The following is a 20,624-nucleotide window of genomic DNA, read 5'->3' on the forward strand; positions in this document are numbered from 1 at the left end:
TTATAGCTTATCTTGTAACCAAGCGTTAACCGAATCTAGTGCCTGGTTCAAGTTTTCAGGCTGGTCTCCACCTGCCTGTGCCATGTCAGGACGACCGCCTCCTTTGCCACCTACTTGAGATGCAACAAAGTTAACCAGCTCGCCTGCCTTTACTTTACCTGTGAGGTTTTTAGTAACGCCAGCAATAAGATTCACTTTCGCATCGTTGGCCACACCTAGTACTACGATCCCTTCGCCAATTCGGTTTTTAATGTCATCCATCATTGAACGCAATGACTTCGCTTCAACACCTTCCAAATTCGCAACAAGAACTTTAACGCCATTTATCTCTACTGCATTACTAAGCATATCAGCACCTTGCTGACTCGCCAGTTTTTGTTTAGCAGAATTGAGTGCTTTTTCTAGTTCTTTAGTCTGATTTTGCAGAGAAACTACGCGATCGAGTACATTTTGGCTGTCAGTTTTCAGTAAACCAGATAACGAAGCTAAAGTAGCCTGCTGTGCTTGCACAACTTCAAGGGCTTGCTCACCTGTAACCGCTTCAATGCGTCGAACGCCTGATGCAATACCCGCCTCACTGGTAATTTTAAATAACCCAATGTCACCTGTGCGCGCAACGTGCGTACCGCCACATAGCTCAACAGAGAATGGGCCCATGGTTACAACGCGAACTTTTTCATCGTACTTTTCGCCAAATAGCGCCATAGCACCTGATGCTTTGGCTTCTTCTAGGTCCATAAGTTCAGTGGCTAGCGTATGGTTTGCGCGTATCTCTTGGTTAACGCGTTTTTCAATCTCTGTAAGTTGCTCAGCGGTAACTGCCTCAAAATGCGAAAAGTCAAAACGCATACGAGACGCTTCAACCAGTGAGCCTTTTTGCGTTACGTGCTCGCCAAGAATTTCACGCAGCGCCGCGTGCAGTAAGTGGGTAGCACTGTGGTTCTTTTTGATGGCTTCACGATTTGCAGAATCAATCGCAGCCGTTGCCGTATCACCTTTAGACACCGAGCCTTTAGCAATACCTTTGTGTGCAAATGCATTACCCATTTTTTGTGTGTCTGTCACAATGAACTCACCGTTAGCAACGCGAAGTACACCTTTGTCACCAGCCTGACCGCCGCTCTCAGCGTAGAACGGCGTACTGTCTAGTACAACCACGCCTTCCTGACCGTCTTCTAGCTTTTCTACAAACGCATTGTCGGCAATAAGTTCAACCACATTAGCCTGTCCTTCCACATCGGTATAACCTGTGAATGAGGTTGTGTGGTCAATGGCAAGCTTGCTGTTGTAGTCTGCACCAAAGTTACTAGCCTGCTGAGCACGGGCACGCTGTGCTTGCATTGCAGCTTCAAAACCTTCTTCGTCAATCTTAAGGTCGTGCTCACGAGCCACATCATTAGTTAAATCTGTAGGGAAGCCGTAAGTGTCGTAAAGCTTAAACACTACATCACCTGGTACTGTATCGCCTTCTAGGGTTTCCAGAGTGTCGTTTAGAATAGCCATACCACGAGCTAGGGTTTTGCTAAATTGCTCTTCTTCAACACGCAGTACTTTTTCAATAACAGGCAGCTGATCAACAAGCTCTGGATACGCCTCGCCCATTTCTTTAGCCAGTGATGCCACTAGCTTATAGAAGAAAATATCGTTTGCGCCTAGCTGGTAGCCATGTCGAACCGCACGACGAATAATACGGCGCAACACATAACCACGCCCTTCATTGGTAGGCATTACGCCATCACAAATTAAGAAGCTGCACGAACGGATATGATCGGCAATAACACGCAGAGATTTGTTTTCTAGGTCGTCAGTACCAACAATTGATGCAGCTGACTTGATCAAGTTTTGGAACAGGTCAATCTCGTAGTTACTGTGCACGTTTTGCAAGATAGCTGAAATACGCTCAAGGCCCATTCCCGTATCGATCGACGGTTTTGGCAGCGGCTCCATGGTACCGTCAGCTTGCTTATTAAACTGCATAAATACCAAATTCCAAATCTCAATGAAACGGTCGCCGTCTTCTTCTGGTGTTCCCGGAGGACCACCCCAGATGTGTGCACCGTGGTCATAAAAGATTTCAGAGCAAGGACCACAGGGGCCAGTATCCCCCATTGACCAGAAGTTATCTGATGTGCTGATACGGATGATTTTTTCTTTAGGCACACCGATGTGGTTTTCCCAAATATCGAACGCTTCATCGTCGTCAGAGTAAACGGTAACGAGTAACTTTTCTTTTGGTAAACCTACTTCTTTAGTTAGAAAGTTCCATGCAAACTCAATCGCTTCTTTTTTGAAATAATCGCCGAAGCTAAAGTTACCCATCATTTCGAAAAAAGTATGGTGACGGGCGGTATAGCCTACGTTTTCAAGGTCGTTGTGTTTACCACCAGCACGCACGCAGCGCTGCGAAGAGACTGCTCGGGTATAACTACGCTTTTCTGCACCTAAGAAGCAGTCTTTAAACTGGTTCATGCCCGCATTAGTAAAAAGAAGCGTGGGATCATCTGCCGGCACCAGTGACGAGCTTGCCACCGCCTGATGGCCATGGCTTTTAAAATAATCGATAAACTTGTTACGTAAGTCAGCAGTTGATAATGTCATTGAAAACCTAACTTCCTTTATTCTATTTTTGAAACGTGCGAATTGCCTATTTGATAAGACTTATAATCGGGACATTTCGTCATTACTCAATGTGCCATACCCTATTACCATTCTTTGAATAGTAAAAATGCGCACAAATTTGCGCAACAATACCACGGAAAGCGCAATTTTGTTAAGTGGCAAGGGCACGAGATACCGCCAAATTTTACCTTAATTTAGTAAAAAATAGCGGATATTCATTTAGGTGATTAGTAATAAGGTACGGAGCTTGGCAAAACTGGCCGAAAAGAAACGTTTAGTTTAATTAGCACTAACCGCGTAATCGATGTGTTCTTGGTAAAAACCACGGTACTGCAAAAATTGTTTTTGCTTTTGCCTTAAGGCGAATTCTGTTTCATAAAACTCACCGAACTTCTTTTCTTTTACTTTTTTCGCGCTTTCAAACCAGTCAGCATCAATCTCTGCCATTGCATGCTCAGCAGTACTCTCATCTACGCCATATTGCTGTAAGTCTAGTTTTATTGCACGAGGTCCCTTCCCTTTCAGATGCAGTGCGCGCGCTCGGCTTTCAGCAAACCTGGCGTCACTTTGAATATCAGCGTCTTTAAACTCCTCCAGAATAGGCATAAAAGCCTCACTCGCTATTCCTTTCTGCTGTAACTTGCGCACTACCTCGTTAAAGCTATGCTCTCGTCGTGCCAGCATGCGAGTAATCGCGTCGGTAATGATTTTTCGATCGAACTCTGACATTTTTGTAAACTTACTCTTCTGTATTAAACGTAGAAACCGCGTTATTTTAGCGCTAAATACTCGTATATTGCGACTATCTAAGCGTTTTACGCATAAACCTTCTACATGATGTTAACTGCATGACAGCACCTGACTATCGCATAAAAATAATTGATTCTATCGAACAGCTTTCGAAGGAGCGTTGGCAACAACTTGCAAAAAATGCAGGCCCTTTTCTTTCTTATGAGTTTTTGCATGCGTTAGAAAGCAGTGGTTCGTGTAAAAATGAATCGGGCTGGCAACCTTGTCATATTGCTATAAGCCATGACCAGCAAGAAAAAGTCAGCATCCTCATTCCTGGCTTTCTAAAAACGCATAGCTATGGCGAGTATGTGTTTGACCATGCATGGGCCAACGCATACGCGCAGCACGGGCTCGACTATTTTCCTAAATGGATATCAGCAATTCCTTTCACCCCTGTTACAGGCCCAAGGATACTTTGCGATGATAGCGTAACCCTAACGCACACTCTTATGGAGAAACTGGAGCATACTTTGACAGAGTATGTAGCATCAGTGTTTGGGGAAGAGCTTTCTTCTTTTCATTACCTGTTTCCCAATGAGAGAACGTCGGCACAACTTTCAGTTAGCAGCGAAACGCAAGCTTCGGATTTGACCCACGCTGCAAGGCGATATTTAACCCGTTACGCCGTTCAGTTTCAGTGGCATAACTACGGGTATGGTGACTTCGACGATTTTCTTAATGCACTGACATCCCGCAAAAGAAAAGATATCAAGAAAAGCCGCCGTAGACTCAGTGAGCAAGGCGTTCGTTTTACCCACTATACGGGAAGTGAAATTAGCCCAGAAACTCTGCAGTTTTTCACAAAATGTTACAAAGCAACCTATTTAAAACGCAGCGGCCACGTGGGATATTTAAATGATGCGTTCTTTGAGCAACTTGTCGACACCATGAGCGACAACATGCTTGTTATAACTGCAATGGAAAATGAAGTTGCGGTAGCCAGCGCCCTATTTTTCTATGATGAAACAGGGCTGTATGGCAGATACTGGGGAGCACTTAAAGAAATAGACGGGTTACACTTTGCCTGCTGTTATTTTAAAGGCATCGAATTTGCCATTTCGAAAAAGCTAAAGCTATTTAACCCCGGCACCCAAGGTGAGCATAAAATACTTCGAGGTTTCGAGCCTATTTATTGTCGTTCACACCACAAGTTAAGACATGCATCGTTTCACAGTGCTGTAGCAGACTTTTTACAGCGCGAAACACCGCATATCGCCAGCTATTTTAATCAGGCACGGAATGCTTTACCGTTTAACAAGGAATTTGTGCCTACTTTAAAAACAATGAGTGTCACTGCACCTAACGACGACACTTATAATCACAACGAGAAAAATGATGAAACATAAACTTTTAGCCGTAGCGATTGCGGCATCTTTAGGCATTGCAGGCTGTAGTCAGCCTGAGCAAGCAAAAGAACAAACTCAGAAAACCGCTGTTGAGGCGAAAGGTGAAGCAGAGCTAGGTTCTTTCGGCGTTGACTTAAGCGCCCGCAACGAAGCAGTAAAACCTGGTGATGACTTCTTTATGTACGCCAGCGGAACATGGTACGACAACTATGAACTTCCTGCAGATAAAACCCGCTATGGCGCGTTTACTGGTCTAGCTGAACGCAGTGAAGAGCAGGTTAAAAACATCATTGATGGGCTTATGGAAAAATCGTCTTTAAATGAAGAAGAGCAGCTTGTTCATGACTTCTTTGTTGCCTACATGGACACCGATACCATTAATGAAAAAGGTATTGAGCCAATTCAGGACGTACTTACTTCGATAGAAAGCATTGAAAATAGAACTGACTTAACCAAAGCGTTTGGCAATAGCTGGCTGGTAGGGTCTAGCACACCTATTTATGGTGGTATGTGGTACAACCGCCTTGACCCGAATGAATACCAGCTAAGTGTTGGTGTAGGTGGTTTAGGCCTTCCTGATCGCGATTACTACCTAAGCGATAGCGAACGTTTTGTTAAGATCCGCGAAGCTTATGTAGCGCATATTGAGGAAATGCTTAATTTTGCAGGCGAAGAAAACGCAGCAGAAAAAGCAGCGAACATTCTTGCTCTTGAAACACAAATTGCAGATATTCAATGGCCCCGCGAAAAACGCCGTGACCGCGACCTTACGCTAAATCAAATTGAGCGCAGCAAACTGTCTGACGCATACCCGGGCTTTGATTGGGATACGTATTTTGCTCAAACCGGTTATAAGGTGCCTGAGCTGAATATTTCACAGCCTGACCCTGTAAAAGACGTTATTAAAATTATTAACGAAGCTGACTTAGCCGATTGGAAGTCGTACTTGAAGTATCACACTATTTCAAACAATGCGGGCTTCCTTTCTGAAGATATCTACCTAGCTAATTTTGACTTCTTCGGTCGTACACTTAGCGGCCAGCAAGAGCCACGCCCTCGCTGGAAGCGCGCAGTTAGCCAAATGTCTGGCACCGAGTCACTGGGCTTTGCTATCGGTAAGATTTACGTTAACGAATACTTCCCAGAAAGTTCAAAAGAACAGATGGCGGAATTGGTTGAGAACTTACGTACAGCACTAGGCGAGCGTATTGAAAACCTAGACTGGATGAGTGAAGAAACCAAGGTTAACGCGAAAGAAAAGCTAATGGCGTTTAACCCCAAAATTGGTTACCCAGATGAATGGCAGTCTTTCGATGGCGTAACCATCAGCGACAAAAACCTAGTGGGTAATATTCGCAACTTACGCACATTCTTCCAAGACCAGTCGGTAGAACGTGAGCTAGAGAAAACGGATCGCAATCGCTGGGGCATGACACCACAGCGCGTTAACGCCTATTACAATAGCTCGTTCAATGAGATTGTATTCCCAGCGGCTATTTTACAACCGCCATTCTTTGATCCAAATGCCGATGCAGCTGTGAACTACGGTGCAATAGGTGCGGTTATTGGGCACGAGATGGGTCACGGCTTTGACGACCAAGGCTCGAAGTCAGATGCAAACGGTATTCAGCGCAACTGGTGGACCGATGCAGACCGCGCAGCGTTTGAAGAAAAAGCAGATATGCTAGCCGAGCAATACAGCCAGTACGAGCCTATTGAAGGTAATTTCGTAAACGGTCGCAACAGCTTGGGTGAAAACATTGGCGACGTAGGTGGTCTAGCCATGGCTTACCACGCCTATAAACTTAGCCTTAACGGCAAGGAAGCGCCGGTAATTGACGGTCTGACAGGCGATCAACGTTTCTTCCTAGCTTGGGCACAAGTGTGGAAAGAAAAGCGTACGGAAGAGAGTATGCTTAACCAGCTACGTGCAGGTACCCACGCACCGGGTCGTTATCGTGCTCAAGCACCAAGAAACCATGATGCTTGGTATGAGGCATTTGATGTGAAGCCAGGTGATGCACTATATCTTGCGCCAGAAGAGCGCGTGAGAATATGGTAACGTGTTGATTGAGCAGTTTTGTGAGCCATATATTGGCTCACCGCGCCGGATAGCATGGTGCATTGGGCACCAACTGCTTAACATATAAGAAAGGCGGTACGACTTATGTCCTACCGCCTTTTTATATTTTTAAATCAATATCTTGGGTGTTTAATCGCACCTAAAAGCAGCGCTTATTTTTCGTGAGCTTGTTTATTTTCCGTATTGGGCAACTAAATCGCGAACGTATTGCTTACAGCGCGCTACAGCTTCCGAGAAATCACCGTTTCCTACGCTCCCCATTGAATAGCGCAGCCAATAACCATCAATTAGGGCAGCGGTGGACGCAGCGGCGTTTTTGACCTGTGCAGGTTGAAGCAGCTTGCGGTAGCTAAAAGCTAAATTCCGCTCTAAGCGCTTATGGTTGATAGTTTGCAAACGGTGCAGCCCTTCATTGTGTAGCGATAGCGCCCAAAAGTTAAACCAAGTATTGGTGGCTGAACTTGCCCCTTGCGTTTGCGAAAAGTTGTTTTCGATAATGAAGTCGATACGCTGAAGCGGATCGTCAATACGCTGCGTAATTTTCAGCGCATCGAGAAGATGGCGCATAGTTGCTTCAATTAACCCTTGCTTATCACCGAAATAGTGACTGATTATCCCTGAAGAAAGCCCAGCTTTTTTGCTAATTAAGCTAATCGTTGTGCCGTGATAGCCAACCTCTGCCATCACTTCCAGCGTTGCTTCAATTAATTGCTTCTTGCGAACTGGCTCCATTCCCACCTTGGGCATGCTACAACTCCAAACCTTAAATCTAAAAAATAACCTGCAACAGCGCTATGCTGTCGCAGGTATGATATCACGATTAAAAGGTTAAGCGTGCGTTGACTGCTACCGCCCGTGGTGCACCAATCCAAAATGCCCCCGGCGCTATGGTTGAAGCGTAATCTTCATCGAACAAGTTATTGACGGTTAGACGCACTTCGAGTTCTTCAACACCCGGCCCTATGTTTTCAATAAAACCTCCCACATAGAAGTCGCTAACAATGTAGTCATCTACTTGCGCCGCATTTTCGATATCTAGGTAGCGGCTATCAACGTACTTAGTCGATAAGCCAGCAAAGTAGTTGTCGCGTGCCCAGTCTAGGCTCACAACTGCCATAGTATCAGGTGTACCGATAACCGTATTACCTTCAATAGCTACCAGCGATACCTCAGAGTTTTCAGCGTCTGCAATAGCAGCTTGGGCATCAGCAAGTGTATCGTATTGCGTACCTGAACTGCCTACCGTCGCAACGTACTCAGAATCACTTAGGGTAATCGAAGTAAACAACGAGAACTCTTCGGTTAACATGACGTCTGCTGAAATTTCAAAACCACTGGACTCTATACCGCCCACGTTTTTGTAACCACCAGCGGCCGCTTCAAGAAAGTCTATACCCTCTGAAGTTTCGTTACTGGTAAATTGAATACGGTCGTTAAACTCAATATTGTAGTAAGTCACGCTGGCATTAAAGCCCGGTGATGCGTAGCGCAAACCCACGTCTATGTTGTCAGCAGTTTCTGGCTTTATAAAGCGAAGGTCAGTATCGTTACGCTCTAGTTGCGCATCTTTAATTGCCGCAAAGTTTTCACCGTAACCTGCAAAGACCTCTAGCCCTTCAAATGGCAATGGTGCAACAATACCCGCTGAGAATAGCGTATCTGAATCAGTATTTACCGCTAAGTTGTTGGCTGAATCAAAGTTGTCCGTTTTTTCAATATCGACATTAAACTTCTTCGCACCAGCACGAATTCGGGCAAAGCCTAGATCAAGCTCATCTTCCACATAATACATTAAGGTATCAACTGGGAAGGTTCTATCGTACTGCACCCAGTAAGGCACGTTGTCATAATCGACGCTGATAGACGAATTAGTAATCTTGTGCCAATCACGAGACTCGCCTCGCTCATAGTCTTCCCACCAAATTCCGAAACGAACCGTATTGTCAAAATCACCAATTTTGGTGTACCAGACTGCATCAGCATTAATACCAATACGTTCTTTATCATAATGAGTATGACGATATGAACCCACAGGAATTGCGCCTTGCTCGTGACACCCCGGATCATACTCAGCGCCTGCGCCACCATAAGGGAAAGTCAATGAGCTTTGACACCCTTCAATAGGGCTTAGCTGATTGCCTTGTCTATCCACAAAGTAAATTTGTTCGAGTTCTTGCCCGCCGTAAACCGTATTGCCGACCACAAGTTCAGAGTGTCCTTGTGCGCCGTCATCAGTGATATCAACTATATAAGGTGGAACCCATTCACCGCGACCTTCGTTATCGTGATAGTACACGTTAGTCATAAAATCGACTTGGCCAATGGTGAATTCAGCCTGAAGATAGGCAAAAAGGTTTTCCCGTAATGTAGACCAACCTCTGCGATATGCCTGATCCTGATACGGTACACCTGTCCATTCGTCAGTTAGCTGGTCCCAGTCTGGGTTTTGCTCATATTGCGCTAAACCGTAAATACGCTGGTAGTTGTCTTCGTGTGCATCGTCGTAAGACAGATAACCAGTAAGTGATGCATCGTTAACAGTAGAGATAAACTTCATAGCTAAATGGTCGCGGGTATTTTCCGCCGCCTGCTGCATAAAGTCAGAGCTTTCTTGACTCGAAAGGCTTATCCAAGCGTAAGTGTCTTCGAATATTTCACCCGTTTCATAACGAACATAGTATTTAGATGCATCGAACGAGCCTGCGGTTACGCTGGTGACTAAGCCTTGCTCCATCGACGGGTCTATGGTGGTGAAGTTTAGTGTGCCGCCTAATGCTTCATGAGAGCGAGAAGCGATATCTGCAGTACCCTGTGACACCTCTACACCATTTACGTTTTCAGTATCGATATAGCGATTTGCTTTTGCGCCACCACCGTAGTTTGAATTACCGTTGGCAATGCCATCTACCGTCATACCTATTTGCTGTTCGTTTAGGTTTACCTGAAACCCACGAATAACGATAGACGTTGACCAATCATCAGCGCCAAAGGTATCGCCTTCGTTAATGAGTACGCCGGGTAAATTGTCTACCGCGGCTAAAACACTGCTAAGATTTGCCTGCTGTTTAAACATGTCGTCGCTGGTTGCGTTATTTGCGTAAGAAACGCTGCGCCCTACAACGGTGATTTCTTCTATGCGCTCTTCCTCCGCGCGTTCAGCCTCTTCCGCCAAAACTTGTGACGATGCAGCCATAGATGAAAGGGCAGCAAGTATTGCTATAGACAATTTATTGTGTGATTTCATGTGTTTCCCAAAGTAGTTGTGTATTGTTTGCACACTACTTTAGTAGGGTATTGTTACACTTAGGTTAAGTTTAATTGAACAATCAATTAATTTAAGTGCTAAGTTTTTCCTGGGAGGGTGTGTTTAATTCGACTTAGAAGTTGTAAACCTTCCTCAATAAATCGCCGTACTACAGGAAAAATTAAGCTATGGGTATAAAAAAGCCCTCCAGAGGAGGGCTAAAAAAGGGAAAGGTTTTGTTTACGTCAAACTCTTATTACGATTGCGTTGCGGCTTGAAAGCTCGTGTTGCTTTCAGTCCCGGCTACTTGCTTTTTTGCATAAAGCAAAGCGTCGTGAAGCGTTTCGAAGTTAGGTATACCTGGATGGGCTTCATTTACGCCTTCAAGTACCTTATTGACTTCTGCGTTAGCACCGCAAATAACAAGCTGTCGACCAGCCGCTAGAGCGTCTGATGTTACCGTATCAACTGCCATAGCCGCCGATACATCCATCAAAGGTACTCGAGAGAAGTCTAGTATAGTGACTTTCGCACCAGGTCTTACTCGCTCGCGTACGTGGTGACCTAAATCGGCTGCCGCGCCAAAGCTAAGTGGACCACCAAAACTAAAGATTGATACTTTGTCTTTAAGCGACTCTAGTAGGTCATTTTCTTTAGGATCGTTTAGCGACTCAGGGATCTTCTTAAGCTCTTCAATTTGAAGCTGTGCGATTTGCTTAACGTATGCAAGTGCTGCAAATACAACGCCCACACCAACCGCTGTGATCAAGTCTACAAATACCGTAAGTGCAAGCACCATAATCATTAGGCCGAAGTCCCAACGGGGGCCTTTGTGTGCACGTTTCAGGTAGCTCCAGTCGATGATGTCTAAACCAACTTTAACCAGAATACCTGCAAGCACTGCGTGAGGAATTTGCGCGGCTAGTGGGCTAAGACCCAACACAATAGCAAGAAGTACTAGCGCGTGAACCATACCTGAAATGTTGTACTTACCACCGCTGCGAATGTTAACAACCGTACGCATTGTCGCGCCCGCACCCGCGATACCGCCAATAAGGCCAGCAAATGTGTTACCGATACCTTGTCCGATAAGCTCTTTATTACTGTCATGACGAGTACGCGTCATGTTATCAGCAACCAGTGACGTCAATAGACTATCGATAGCGCCCAATACAGCAAGAATGAACGCTGCTTCAAGGATTAGCAGTGCCTTACTTTGGTCGAAAACAGGTAGGTGTAGACTTGGTAAACCAGTAGGGATATCGCCAAGAATGGGTACTGAAAGCGCTAAACTTACTAGCGTACCAATGATTAGCGCAGCAAGTGCACCTGGCACATACTTGCCTAATTGAGGTGGCCATTTGTAGGCAATGACTAATGTACCTAAACCTAATGCAAGGGTAGCAAAGTCAATATCAGCAAGCGCTGTAGGTAGGTAAGACAGTGCGCCAATTGTTCCACCTGGAGGCTCATGACCCAATAGCCTTCCTAATTGAAGGATAATAATAATGGCACCGATGCCCGACATAAAGCCAGAAATTACCGGGTATGGCACTAATCGAATGTACTGACCGACGCCAAGTACACCAAATACAATCTGGAATATACCCGCCAATATCACTGCTGTGAATATCAGGCTGGCGTCGCCAGAAAGACTTGCGAATAAGCCGGCAAGTACCACCACCATTGGCCCTGTAGGACCTGAAATTTGCGCAGGCGTTCCACCAAACAGCGCAGCAAAAAAGCCAACGGCGATAGCACCGTAAAGGCCAGCCATTGGGCCAAGGCCTGACGCCACACCCAGCGCGAGCGCTAGTGGTAAAGCAACGATACCGGCAGTTAAACCGCCGGTAAAATCGCCTCGTAAATTAGAGAGATTAATTTTAACCATAGTGTTTGACCTTATTCGCCACGCGTTAGCTGTGCTTCAGCTGCGCTTTGGTCCATGGCTTCAAATTCACCGCTTTCAGCGTTGTAGCAAAGTACATCACCTTCGCCGATGTTATAAACCCAGCCGTGCAGCTTAACCTGGCCTGTAGCGATTTTCGCAGCAACAGACGGGTGAGTACGAAGATGCTGAATTTGTTGAACAACGTTTTCTTTCGTTACCGCTTCCAAGTCTTCTAGCGACAAGTCTGAATGACCGCAGCGCTCTTTAACTACGTCAGTTGCCACACGACAATGGCCTAACCATTCTTTAACATGCGGAAGTGAACTCAAACCTTCTGGGTTGATTGCACCTTTCATTGCACCACAGTCTGTGTGACCACAGATAACGATATGAGAAACACCCAACGCAGCAACAGCAAATTCAATAGACGCTGTCATGCCACCGGTTTGATTACTGTGAGGAGGTACAATATTGCCCGCATTACGGCAGATAAAAAGCTCGCCTGGGTCAGTTTGCGTTACGAGGTTAGGGTCGATACGTGAGTCTGAACACGTGATGAAAAGCACTTCTGGGTTTTGACCGTTCGCTAGCTTTTGAAACGTAGCTTTTTTATTCGGATAAACTTCTTTCTGAAATTTAGCCACACCAGAGATAACGTGATCCATATATAACTCCCAATTTTTTTAATAATTGTAATGATTATGTAATTACGCCAGTTTCACCTGATAGATTAATAGTTTAATATACTAACTCGCGATAGCTAAATACTATCACAACCAAAACATCATCACCTATAAGTCTAGTAAGAGAAGGCTATTTTCACCATGCAATTTAACGGAAAGACCCCGTCAATAAACCAAATCCGCTATTTTGTAGCTGTGGCTAAGTACTTGAGCTTCAGACAGGCTGCGGGAATATTAGGAATTAGTCAGCCTACTCTGACCAGTCAAATTAGTGCACTGGAAAACCTTTTAGGCTTAACTTTATTTGAGCGCTCACGCACCGGCACGCTTTTATCTCCGCAAGGAAAAGCACTGCTAGATGCGGCTGAAGAAGTATTACAGGCGTCTCAGAGGTTTGGCGAAATCGCTCGCGATTTGTCTCAAGGTGAGATGGTGACATTTAGATTGGGTATTCCTCCAACGTTGGGGCCCTATTTACTCCCCTTTGTTTTGCCCGATTTACACAAACGCAAACCTGGCTTGCGTTTTTACGTACGTGAAGGCGCGCCTAATGCCCTACAGCATGGTCTTTTACGGGGCGAGTATGACTTAATTTTATCGCCACTTTCGGGCGAAAACTCACAATTGATTACCCAGCCACTTTTCAAAGAGCCATTAAAATTTGTCACACCTTCCGATCATAAATTAGCGGGTAAAGCCTATGTTAAGCCGGAGGAAATAAGTGGTGAAAAAGTACTAACGCTAGAAGACCGACATCATTTTCACCATCAAGTACAGCGTATTTGCGATGAAATTGGTGCCGACTTACAGCGGGACTATGAGGGTACTAGCCTAGACACGCTGCGCCAGATGGTAGTAATGGGTATGGGCGTAGCCTTTCTACCCGGCCTTTATATTCATTCTGAGCTACACAAACCTGAAGCTTTGCACGTGTGTGAAATAGCAGATATGCCCATAGAGCGTCAGCACTCTTTGGCTTGGAGAAACACTGCGCCTGGTAGGAAGACCTTTAGAGAGATCTCTATTATCATAAAGGAGATCATTGAATCTCGTCTTTCTGACGCAGTCACTATTGTTAGTTCTGCATCTAGCTCTTATCAGAAACGTTAATCCAAGTGTGCCCACTATGATTGATAGACAACATCTAAAAATAGTACGAGCAATTGATGCTGAAGGTACTATGACGGAAGCAGCAAAATCGCTTTTCCTTACCCAGTCAGCGTTGAGTCACGCAATGAAAAAATTAGAAGCGCATTTTGACGTACCGCTGTGGAAAAAAGAAGGGAGAAGGCTAACGCTCACCCAAGCAGGTCAAAGTGTTTTAGGTCTTGCCCACAGAGTTTTACCACAGTTTGAACACACCGAAGCCCAGCTTCAAAAGTTTGCCGACGGAAAACAGGGCATATTGCGTATTGGTATGGAATGCTACCCATGCTTCGAATGGCTGTTAAAAGTTGTCGCGCCGTTTTTAAAGGCCTTCCCCGATGTTGATGTTGATGTACGCCGTGCATTTTCGTTTGGTGGATTACAAGCACTACACGGGTACGATATAGACATTTTACTTACGCCAGACCCACTGCATCTAGACACTATTACCTACACCCCCGTATTTGAATACGAGCAAGTACTGGTTATGGATAAACATCATAACTTAGCAGAAAAATCATTTGTAACGCCAAAAGACTTAAGTAATGAAACCCTTATAACTTATCCGGTGGAGCATAGTCGCCTAGACATATTCACGCATTTCCTTACTCCCGCCAACTGCACGGTCAAACAGCACAAAACCATTGAAACTACTGAAATTATTTTGCAAATGGTTGCTGCGGGACGTGGTGTTACTGCTTTGCCTAAGTGGCTTGTGGAAGAAGCAAAGGAAAGTGAACTGCTATGCACGAAATCTATGGGAGAAGCTGGCGTGACTAAAACCCTTTATTTAGGTCATCGAAAAGCTACTGACGTGTTGGGGTTCGTAGATGACTTTATCACGATGTCTCAAACTCTTTCGCTTAGCACCTCATAGGTTATTTCGTCCTTCGTGCATTATCAATACGGTCTTGTACAAGTGGATGGGAACTAAACCAGCTATCAAGGTCTGACTGCTCTGTGGCTAACGTTTGGAATGCTTCCATAGCAGCCGCGAAGTCAGCGGGATCTTTACCCAATGCTTTTAATTGACCAATGGCGTAGTTGTCCGCTTCCCATTCGTGAGCTTTGCTAAATTGATTTTGAACTACACTTGTTCCTACGCCTAAAACACCATCTAAAACGCCACTTAAGTCGCCAAAAATATAACTTATCGCAAGAGTTGCGAATAGTGACTCTGCAATAAGCTGCATGGAATGATTGTTTTCTACATGCCCTACTTCATGCAGAAAAATAGCGTTTAATACGTCTTGATTTTCCTCAACCAAAGCGATGAGTTGGTCGGTAAACACAATAGTGCCATCAGGTAAGGCAAAAGCATTGGGACCTAGTACGTTAGAGTGGCGAAAGTGCACGCGGTAATTTTTATTTTCCGTCTCTATTTTAGCTAATAGTGAATAAAAACTGTTAGCGTGCAATTCCTTTGATTCGGTACTAAGTTCAGATGGCTTAAGTAAAGTGCTATCGAGCGCGGCCAAGGTATGTTGAGAACCGATTTCTTTTATGCCGTAGGGAACATATTGAGAAAACGACACGGCAATTCGAGGAAGTGCTTGGGTGAATAGTCCATAAAGAAGCAAAGGCACAAGTATTATACTTGCCATTAAGTACGACTTTTTCGACTCTAATTTACTCACTCCTACCAATTGATTTTTGTCAAGCCAAGCATCTTCCTCTGGACTAGATGACCACATAAGTAAATCACCGCCATCCAGAGACACTTCTCGTGGTAACCCCGCAAGTTTTGTGCGAGTAGTCATCTCTGACCTGTGTACCCGTTTAGAAGTGCCATTTTGGTCAAAGAAAATAACCAGCTCGTCGCCCTCAATATTACAGGTCACAATATCTGAACTAACGCCGCTTGCGTAATAGTAATGTGATACCGACACGGCATTTAACCTAAAGCAACGTCTACATCAAATAAAGTCGCAGCTTCCTCTGCCACCGCACCAGCAGAACCAGAACTGCCAACAAGTACCTGTTCAAAACCTTCAAGCACTTTTACTTCAGTGGCGTCGGCGAATAATTTTGCACTTCTCACTTTTGCCCAAGGAAGCGCCATTCCTAAAGTTAAAACAATCGCTAGCGCATTGACTAAGCGCAGTTTGATGAGTGCACCTGCTGCTAGCGATGAATTAAACTGAGCAACGTTTTCAAGTTGTGTGTTTTGGAAAATGTGATTCCTAATTCGAGCATTGTAGTAACCTGATACTACAGCGTAGGCTACTAAGTAAAACAAAACTAACAGTATTGTAACTAGAGCTGAAACAGACGACGGTCCACCGTTAGACATTGCCACAGCGCCAATACCTAACACAAAAGACGAAATTAGCATTAAGCAAAGAGTGATAAACAGCACACCAACTGATGTTCGATAGTATTTGCCCGTATCCAGCGTGGTGGAAAAGGATTTATTGCCAAAACATGATTCGTTTACTAAAAACGCATCAATCTTTTTTAATACCCAAGGCATAAGCAAGTACAGAGTGAATACGCTTGCAATAGGCAAGAGTACAAATAACGCAAAGGCTTCTCCCCACCGGCCTTTAAAAGAAAATCTAACGTTTCTATATGCCGTCATACGAAGCCTAAAACGCATACTCATAATAATTAAAGCAGGCGTTAATGCCATAAGAACAAGTGCGAAAATAAGCGCAGCAGCGGGGTTTATCGTAGTTAGAAAAAAATAACCACCGAATAAAATTACGGCAATTATCCGCCCCTTTAAAATTTGTAGCGGTTCAGCAAGGTAAGAAAAGCGATGACCATCAAGCTCTGTATTGCTATAGAAATAGCGTTTGGTACGCACCGTCGCCCATGCAGAATAAATACCTAAGGTAACAATACTTAGAAGTAAATTAACTATCCATATAGAAAAAAACTCACCCGCTTTACCATGAAACTTAACCTGCTCGGTACGGATTATTTTATCATTCGCTTTACTAATTGTTTCATGCGATGCGTGCAACTTACTTTTTCTTTCAGCGAGCAAGGCTGAAATCTTGGCAGCGCGTTCTGAATACTCAGTAGCGTCTACGGAATTTAACGCTTGGGCAAGTTCTTCTAGACTATAACTTTCGTAGTCGGGCATGGGGGTATATGCATTGTCATCCGTCATGGCAACGTTTCATCCTTGATTTGTTTTTTTATAAAGCTACGCAATAATGACGTAGATGGCAAGATCGCGTAGCTAGTTAATCATTAACGTCTAGCTGTAAAAGCAAAGGTAAGCGGTAGGCGTAGACACTTTTACGTCAAAAGAAGCATCGGCGGGTACATTAAAGCTGGTGCCTGTAGCAAAAGATTGCCATTCGTCACTTCCCGGAAGCTTCACAACTAGCTCACCTTCAACCACTTTCATTAGCTCTTTTTGTGATGTAGAAAATGTGTATTCACCCGGCGACATTACGCCCGAGGTACAAGGGCCGTTTGCAGATTCAAACCCAATTGAGCTCACTTTGTTGTCGAAATAATGGTTTACTTTAAAGCTCATAGTTACTCCTTTGATGTGAGTGCTGACTTTCTTTGCTTTAACTGTTTTTAAAGCAAAGTGCTGCAGCCTTGATACTTCTTTAGCGTTTTTGCCAAATAAGCATATGGTTGTTGGCGGGCATATCGATAATGTCTTGCAAGCTTAACTCGCCTGCCCAAGCAGTAAGCTCATTGATATCGCGGTAACCACCATAGCCACGCGCTAACAGCGATGTATGGAAGGCTTGGTTACTTTCAGAAGTAAACTTACCGCTGTGTGTAAAAGGGCCATACTGACAGAATATGCCCCCTTTAGGTAAGTGCAACGCTACTGATTCAATTAGTAGCTTCGCCTCTTCTTTCTGCATGATATGTGCGGTGTTTGCCGTAAAAATGCCGTCTACGTCGAGGTTGGGAAATTCATCTTGTCCCACAGTGAATGCAATGGGATGCTTCACATTATCCAGCTTTGCATCACTCAGCCAAGCGGCAATACCCTCGTGGTAGTGCAATTGATCGCTTGTGTGCCATATAAGATGCGGTAAGTGCTCAGCCAAAAACACGGCATGTTGACCTGTTCCGCTCCCTATTTCTAATACCTGTTGGCAATTGGAAAATGTACGTTCAAGCACGCTCAAAATAGCGCGCTTGTTGTTCTCACAGGCCTGACTAAAAGGCTTTTCGATTTGCATTTACTTTCCCTGCCTCATCAGCATTAATCACTTAAGTTAGGACCCAACCACTTTTCAGCTTCTTCTAGCGTCCACCCTTTGCGTGTAGCGTAATCTTCTACTTGGTCGGCTTGAATTTTGGCAACAGCGAAATATTTCGAATCAGGATGAGCGAAATACCAACCCGATACCGATGCCCCCGGCCACATGGCATAGCTTTCAGTAAGCTTCATACCTGTGTGCTGCTCTGCTGACAATAAATCCCAGATAAGCTGCTTTTCAGTGTGTTCTGGACACGCGGCGTAGCCTGGTGCCGGTCGTATACCCTGATATTTTTCGCGAATAAGTTCTTCGTTACTTAGTGATTCGTCAGCGGCGTAGCCCCAGTAATGCTTACGTACTTGTTCGTGTAGATATTCTGCAAACGCTTCGGCTAATCTGTCTGCCACCGCTTTGACCATAATACCGTTGTAGTCGTCGCCAGCCTGAATATAACTATCAGCAAGCTCGTCTTCACCTATACCACCGGTGACGGCAAAAGCACCTACATAGTCGTTTATGCCGCTGGATTTCTCGGCAACAAAGTCTGCCAGACAATAGTTAGCGAATTTGTCTTTTAGCGTTTGCTGACGCAGATGATGAGCAACGCCTTGAACCTCACTTCTAGATTCATCGGTATAAATCTCAACATCGTCATCGACGCGGTTAGCGGGAAACAGGCCGATAACACCTTTTGCCTCAAGGCTGTTCTCTTCAATAACTTTATCCAGCATAGCGTTGGCGTCTTTAAACAGTGACTGTGCCTGCTCCCCCACCACCTCATCTTCAAGTATACGGGGGTACTTGCCCGCTAACGACCAGGTTAAGAAGAAAGGTGTCCAGTCGATGTAGTTACGCAGGGTAGCTAAATCGGCGGTTACCGGTGTTACACCCAGGCTCGCAGGTTTTACTGGCAAAGTCGTAAAATCTGGCTTAAAAGCGTTTTCTCTGGCCTGAGCTAACGTCACCGGCTTGCTGCGCGGCTTCTTACGGGCGTGCTGTTCGCGTACCGTATCGTATTCTTTTGCCAGTTCCTGCGCGTAAATATCGCGAGACGCTTTGTTTAAAAGACGCTGGCACACGCCTACTGCTCTACTTGCGTTTGGAACATAAGCCACAGGTGCATGATAATTTTGTTCTATTTTTACTGCGGTATGCGCTTTTGACGTCGTCGCCCCGCCAATAAGAAGTGGAATATCAAAACCCTGACGCTCCATTTCTTTAGCTACGTGAACCATCTCATCAAGTGATGGTGTAATTAGACCCGACAAACCAATCATATCGACGTTTTCATCTTTGGCAGTTTGTAAGATTGTTGCCGCTGGCACCATTACACCAAGATCAATCACTTCAAAATTATTACACTGAAGTACCACGCCTACGATATTTTTACCGATATCGTGAACGTCACCTTTTACCGTAGCGAGAAGAATTTTACCGTTGCTTTTAGCGTCGTCTGACTTTTCTTCTTCAATGTATGGCTGTAAATGGGCAACCGCTTTTTTCATAACGCGAGCCGACTTTACCACCTGTGGAAGGAACATCTTACCTTCACCGAATAAATCCCCTACTACGTTCATGCCATCCATTAATGGCCCTTCGATAACGTGTAATGGACGCTCAGCTTGCTGACGCGCTTCTTCGGTATCTTCAATAATATAATCGGTGATGCCTTTAACAAGCGCATGCTCTAAGCGCTTATTCACTTCTTGCTCGCGCCAGCTTAAATCTTCTTTCGCGGCAGCCTTACCATCACCTTGATAATTAGGGGCTATATCAAGCAGACGCTCGGTGGCATCGTTTCTGCGGTTTAAAATAACGTCTTCCACTGCATCGCGAAGCTCTGCTGGTATCTCGTCGTATACCTCTAACTGACCGGCATTAACAATAGCCATATCCATACCTGCGCGAATTGCGTGGTAAAGAAACACAGAGTGCATGGCCTCTCGAACTGGGTTGTTCCCCCTGAACGAGAAAGAAATATTAGAAAGGCCACCAGAAATATGTGAGTACGGACAGGTTTTACGTATCTCGCGGGTCGCTTCAATAAAATCAACCGCGTAGTTATCGTGCTCTTCAATACCTGTCGCTACAGCAAAAATATTGGGGTCAAAGATAATATCTTCGGGCGGAAAGCCAACTTCTTCTGTCAGCAACTTGTAGCTACGCTGACAAATCTCAACTTTGCGGGCTTGTGTATCGGCCTGGCCGGTCTCGTCAAAGGCCATAACTACGGTTGCAGCACCATAGCGCTTTATTAGCTTGGCTTGGTTTAAGAAGATCTCTTCCCCTTCTTTTAAGCTAATAGAGTTAACAATCGCTTTGCCCTGCACACACTTAAGCCCAGCTTCGATAATCTCCCATTTAGACGAGTCGATCATAATGGGAACTCGGCTAATATCTGGCTCAGAGGCAATCAGGTTTAAAAAGGTGATCATGGCCTGCTTTGAATCAAGCATGGCCTCATCCATATTGATATCTATGATTTGAGCACCGTTTTCTACCTGCTGTCTTGCGACATCAAGTGCGGTTTCATAATCACCTTCAAGAATAAGACGTTTAAAGCGAGCAGAGCCTGTAACGTTGGTGCGCTCACCGATATTAATAAATGTAGAAAATTCTGCGCTCATTATGCCCTC

15 protein-coding genes are annotated in these 20,624 nt (G+C 44.9%); 4 read left to right on the forward strand and 11 right to left on the reverse strand.

Annotated elements, in window-relative coordinates:
- Window positions 1–2,598, reverse strand: a complete 2,598-nt coding sequence (gene alaS / locus ACYTPF_RS04620; RefSeq protein ID WP_461851358.1) for an alanine--tRNA ligase — start codon at window positions 2,596–2,598, stop codon at window positions 1–3.
- Between the two features lie 300 nt (window positions 2,599–2,898).
- Complete coding sequence (locus ACYTPF_RS04625; protein WP_461851359.1) at window positions 2,899–3,348, reverse strand: regulatory protein RecX; 450 nt, start codon at window positions 3,346–3,348, stop codon at window positions 2,899–2,901.
- A 119-nt stretch (window positions 3,349–3,467) separates the two neighbouring features.
- On the opposite strand from ACYTPF_RS04625, the gene ACYTPF_RS04630 reads away from it, so the two are divergent.
- Both ACYTPF_RS04630 and ACYTPF_RS04635 read left to right on the forward strand, forming a co-directional pair.
- A complete protein-coding gene (locus ACYTPF_RS04630; protein WP_461851360.1) occupies window positions 3,468–4,757 on the forward strand; it encodes a GNAT family N-acetyltransferase in 1,290 nt (429 codons plus the stop codon).
- Complete coding sequence (locus tag ACYTPF_RS04635) at window positions 4,747–6,819, forward strand: M13 family metallopeptidase (RefSeq protein WP_461851540.1); 2,073 nt, start codon at window positions 4,747–4,749, stop codon at window positions 6,817–6,819. The genes ACYTPF_RS04630 and ACYTPF_RS04635 overlap by 11 nt, the downstream gene beginning before the upstream one ends.
- 192 nt (window positions 6,820–7,011) lie before the next feature.
- Here the strand turns inward: ACYTPF_RS04635 and betI are convergent, their stop codons facing one another.
- The 4 genes from betI to ACYTPF_RS04655 all read right to left on the reverse strand — a co-directional run bounded on the left by betI (window position 7,012) and on the right by ACYTPF_RS04655 (window position 12,640).
- Window positions 7,012–7,587: a transcriptional regulator BetI gene (gene betI / locus ACYTPF_RS04640; RefSeq protein ID WP_269475055.1), complete on the reverse strand. Its 576-nt coding sequence runs from the start codon at window positions 7,585–7,587 to the stop codon at window positions 7,012–7,014.
- A 73-nt stretch (window positions 7,588–7,660) separates the two neighbouring features.
- A complete protein-coding gene (locus ACYTPF_RS04645) occupies window positions 7,661–10,084 on the reverse strand; it encodes a TonB-dependent receptor domain-containing protein (RefSeq protein WP_461851361.1) in 2,424 nt (807 codons plus the stop codon).
- A 256-nt stretch (window positions 10,085–10,340) separates the two neighbouring features.
- Window positions 10,341–11,975: a SulP family inorganic anion transporter gene (locus tag ACYTPF_RS04650; RefSeq protein ID WP_179982682.1), complete on the reverse strand. Its 1,635-nt coding sequence runs from the start codon at window positions 11,973–11,975 to the stop codon at window positions 10,341–10,343.
- Between the two features lie 11 nt (window positions 11,976–11,986).
- A complete protein-coding gene (locus ACYTPF_RS04655; protein WP_179982681.1) occupies window positions 11,987–12,640 on the reverse strand; it encodes a carbonic anhydrase in 654 nt (217 codons plus the stop codon).
- Between the two features lie 159 nt (window positions 12,641–12,799).
- Here ACYTPF_RS04655 and ACYTPF_RS04660 point away from each other — a divergent pair, with 159 nt between their 5' ends.
- A complete protein-coding gene (locus tag ACYTPF_RS04660; protein WP_179982680.1) occupies window positions 12,800–13,768 on the forward strand; it encodes a hydrogen peroxide-inducible genes activator in 969 nt (322 codons plus the stop codon).
- Between the two features lie 16 nt (window positions 13,769–13,784).
- Complete coding sequence (locus ACYTPF_RS04665) at window positions 13,785–14,681, forward strand: LysR family transcriptional regulator (protein WP_461851362.1); 897 nt, start codon at window positions 13,785–13,787, stop codon at window positions 14,679–14,681.
- Window position 14,682: 1 nt separating this feature from the next.
- Here the strand turns inward: ACYTPF_RS04665 and ACYTPF_RS04670 are convergent, their stop codons facing one another.
- The 5 genes from ACYTPF_RS04670 to metH form a co-directional block, all read right to left on the reverse strand.
- Window positions 14,683–15,693, reverse strand: a complete 1,011-nt coding sequence (locus ACYTPF_RS04670) for a M48 family metallopeptidase (protein ID WP_461851363.1) — start codon at window positions 15,691–15,693, stop codon at window positions 14,683–14,685.
- A gap of 5 nt (window positions 15,694–15,698) precedes the next feature.
- On the reverse strand, window positions 15,699–16,922 hold the full coding sequence (locus ACYTPF_RS04675) for a YjgN family protein (RefSeq protein ID WP_461851364.1): 1,224 nt from the start codon (window positions 16,920–16,922) through the stop codon (window positions 15,699–15,701).
- 90 nt (window positions 16,923–17,012) lie between these two features.
- Entirely contained in the window at window positions 17,013–17,297 is a 285-nt protein-coding gene (gene ppnP / locus ACYTPF_RS04680) for a pyrimidine/purine nucleoside phosphorylase (protein WP_014948660.1), read from the reverse strand.
- A 79-nt stretch (window positions 17,298–17,376) separates the two neighbouring features.
- Window positions 17,377–17,967, reverse strand: a complete 591-nt coding sequence (locus ACYTPF_RS04685; RefSeq protein WP_461851365.1) for a DUF938 domain-containing protein — start codon at window positions 17,965–17,967, stop codon at window positions 17,377–17,379.
- 23 nt (window positions 17,968–17,990) lie between these two features.
- Window positions 17,991–20,615, reverse strand: a complete 2,625-nt coding sequence (metH, locus tag ACYTPF_RS04690) for a methionine synthase (RefSeq protein ID WP_461851366.1) — start codon at window positions 20,613–20,615, stop codon at window positions 17,991–17,993.
- Window positions 20,616–20,624: the final 9 nt, after the last annotated feature.

This window comes from Alteromonas sp. HB246098 (assembly GCF_054890645.1).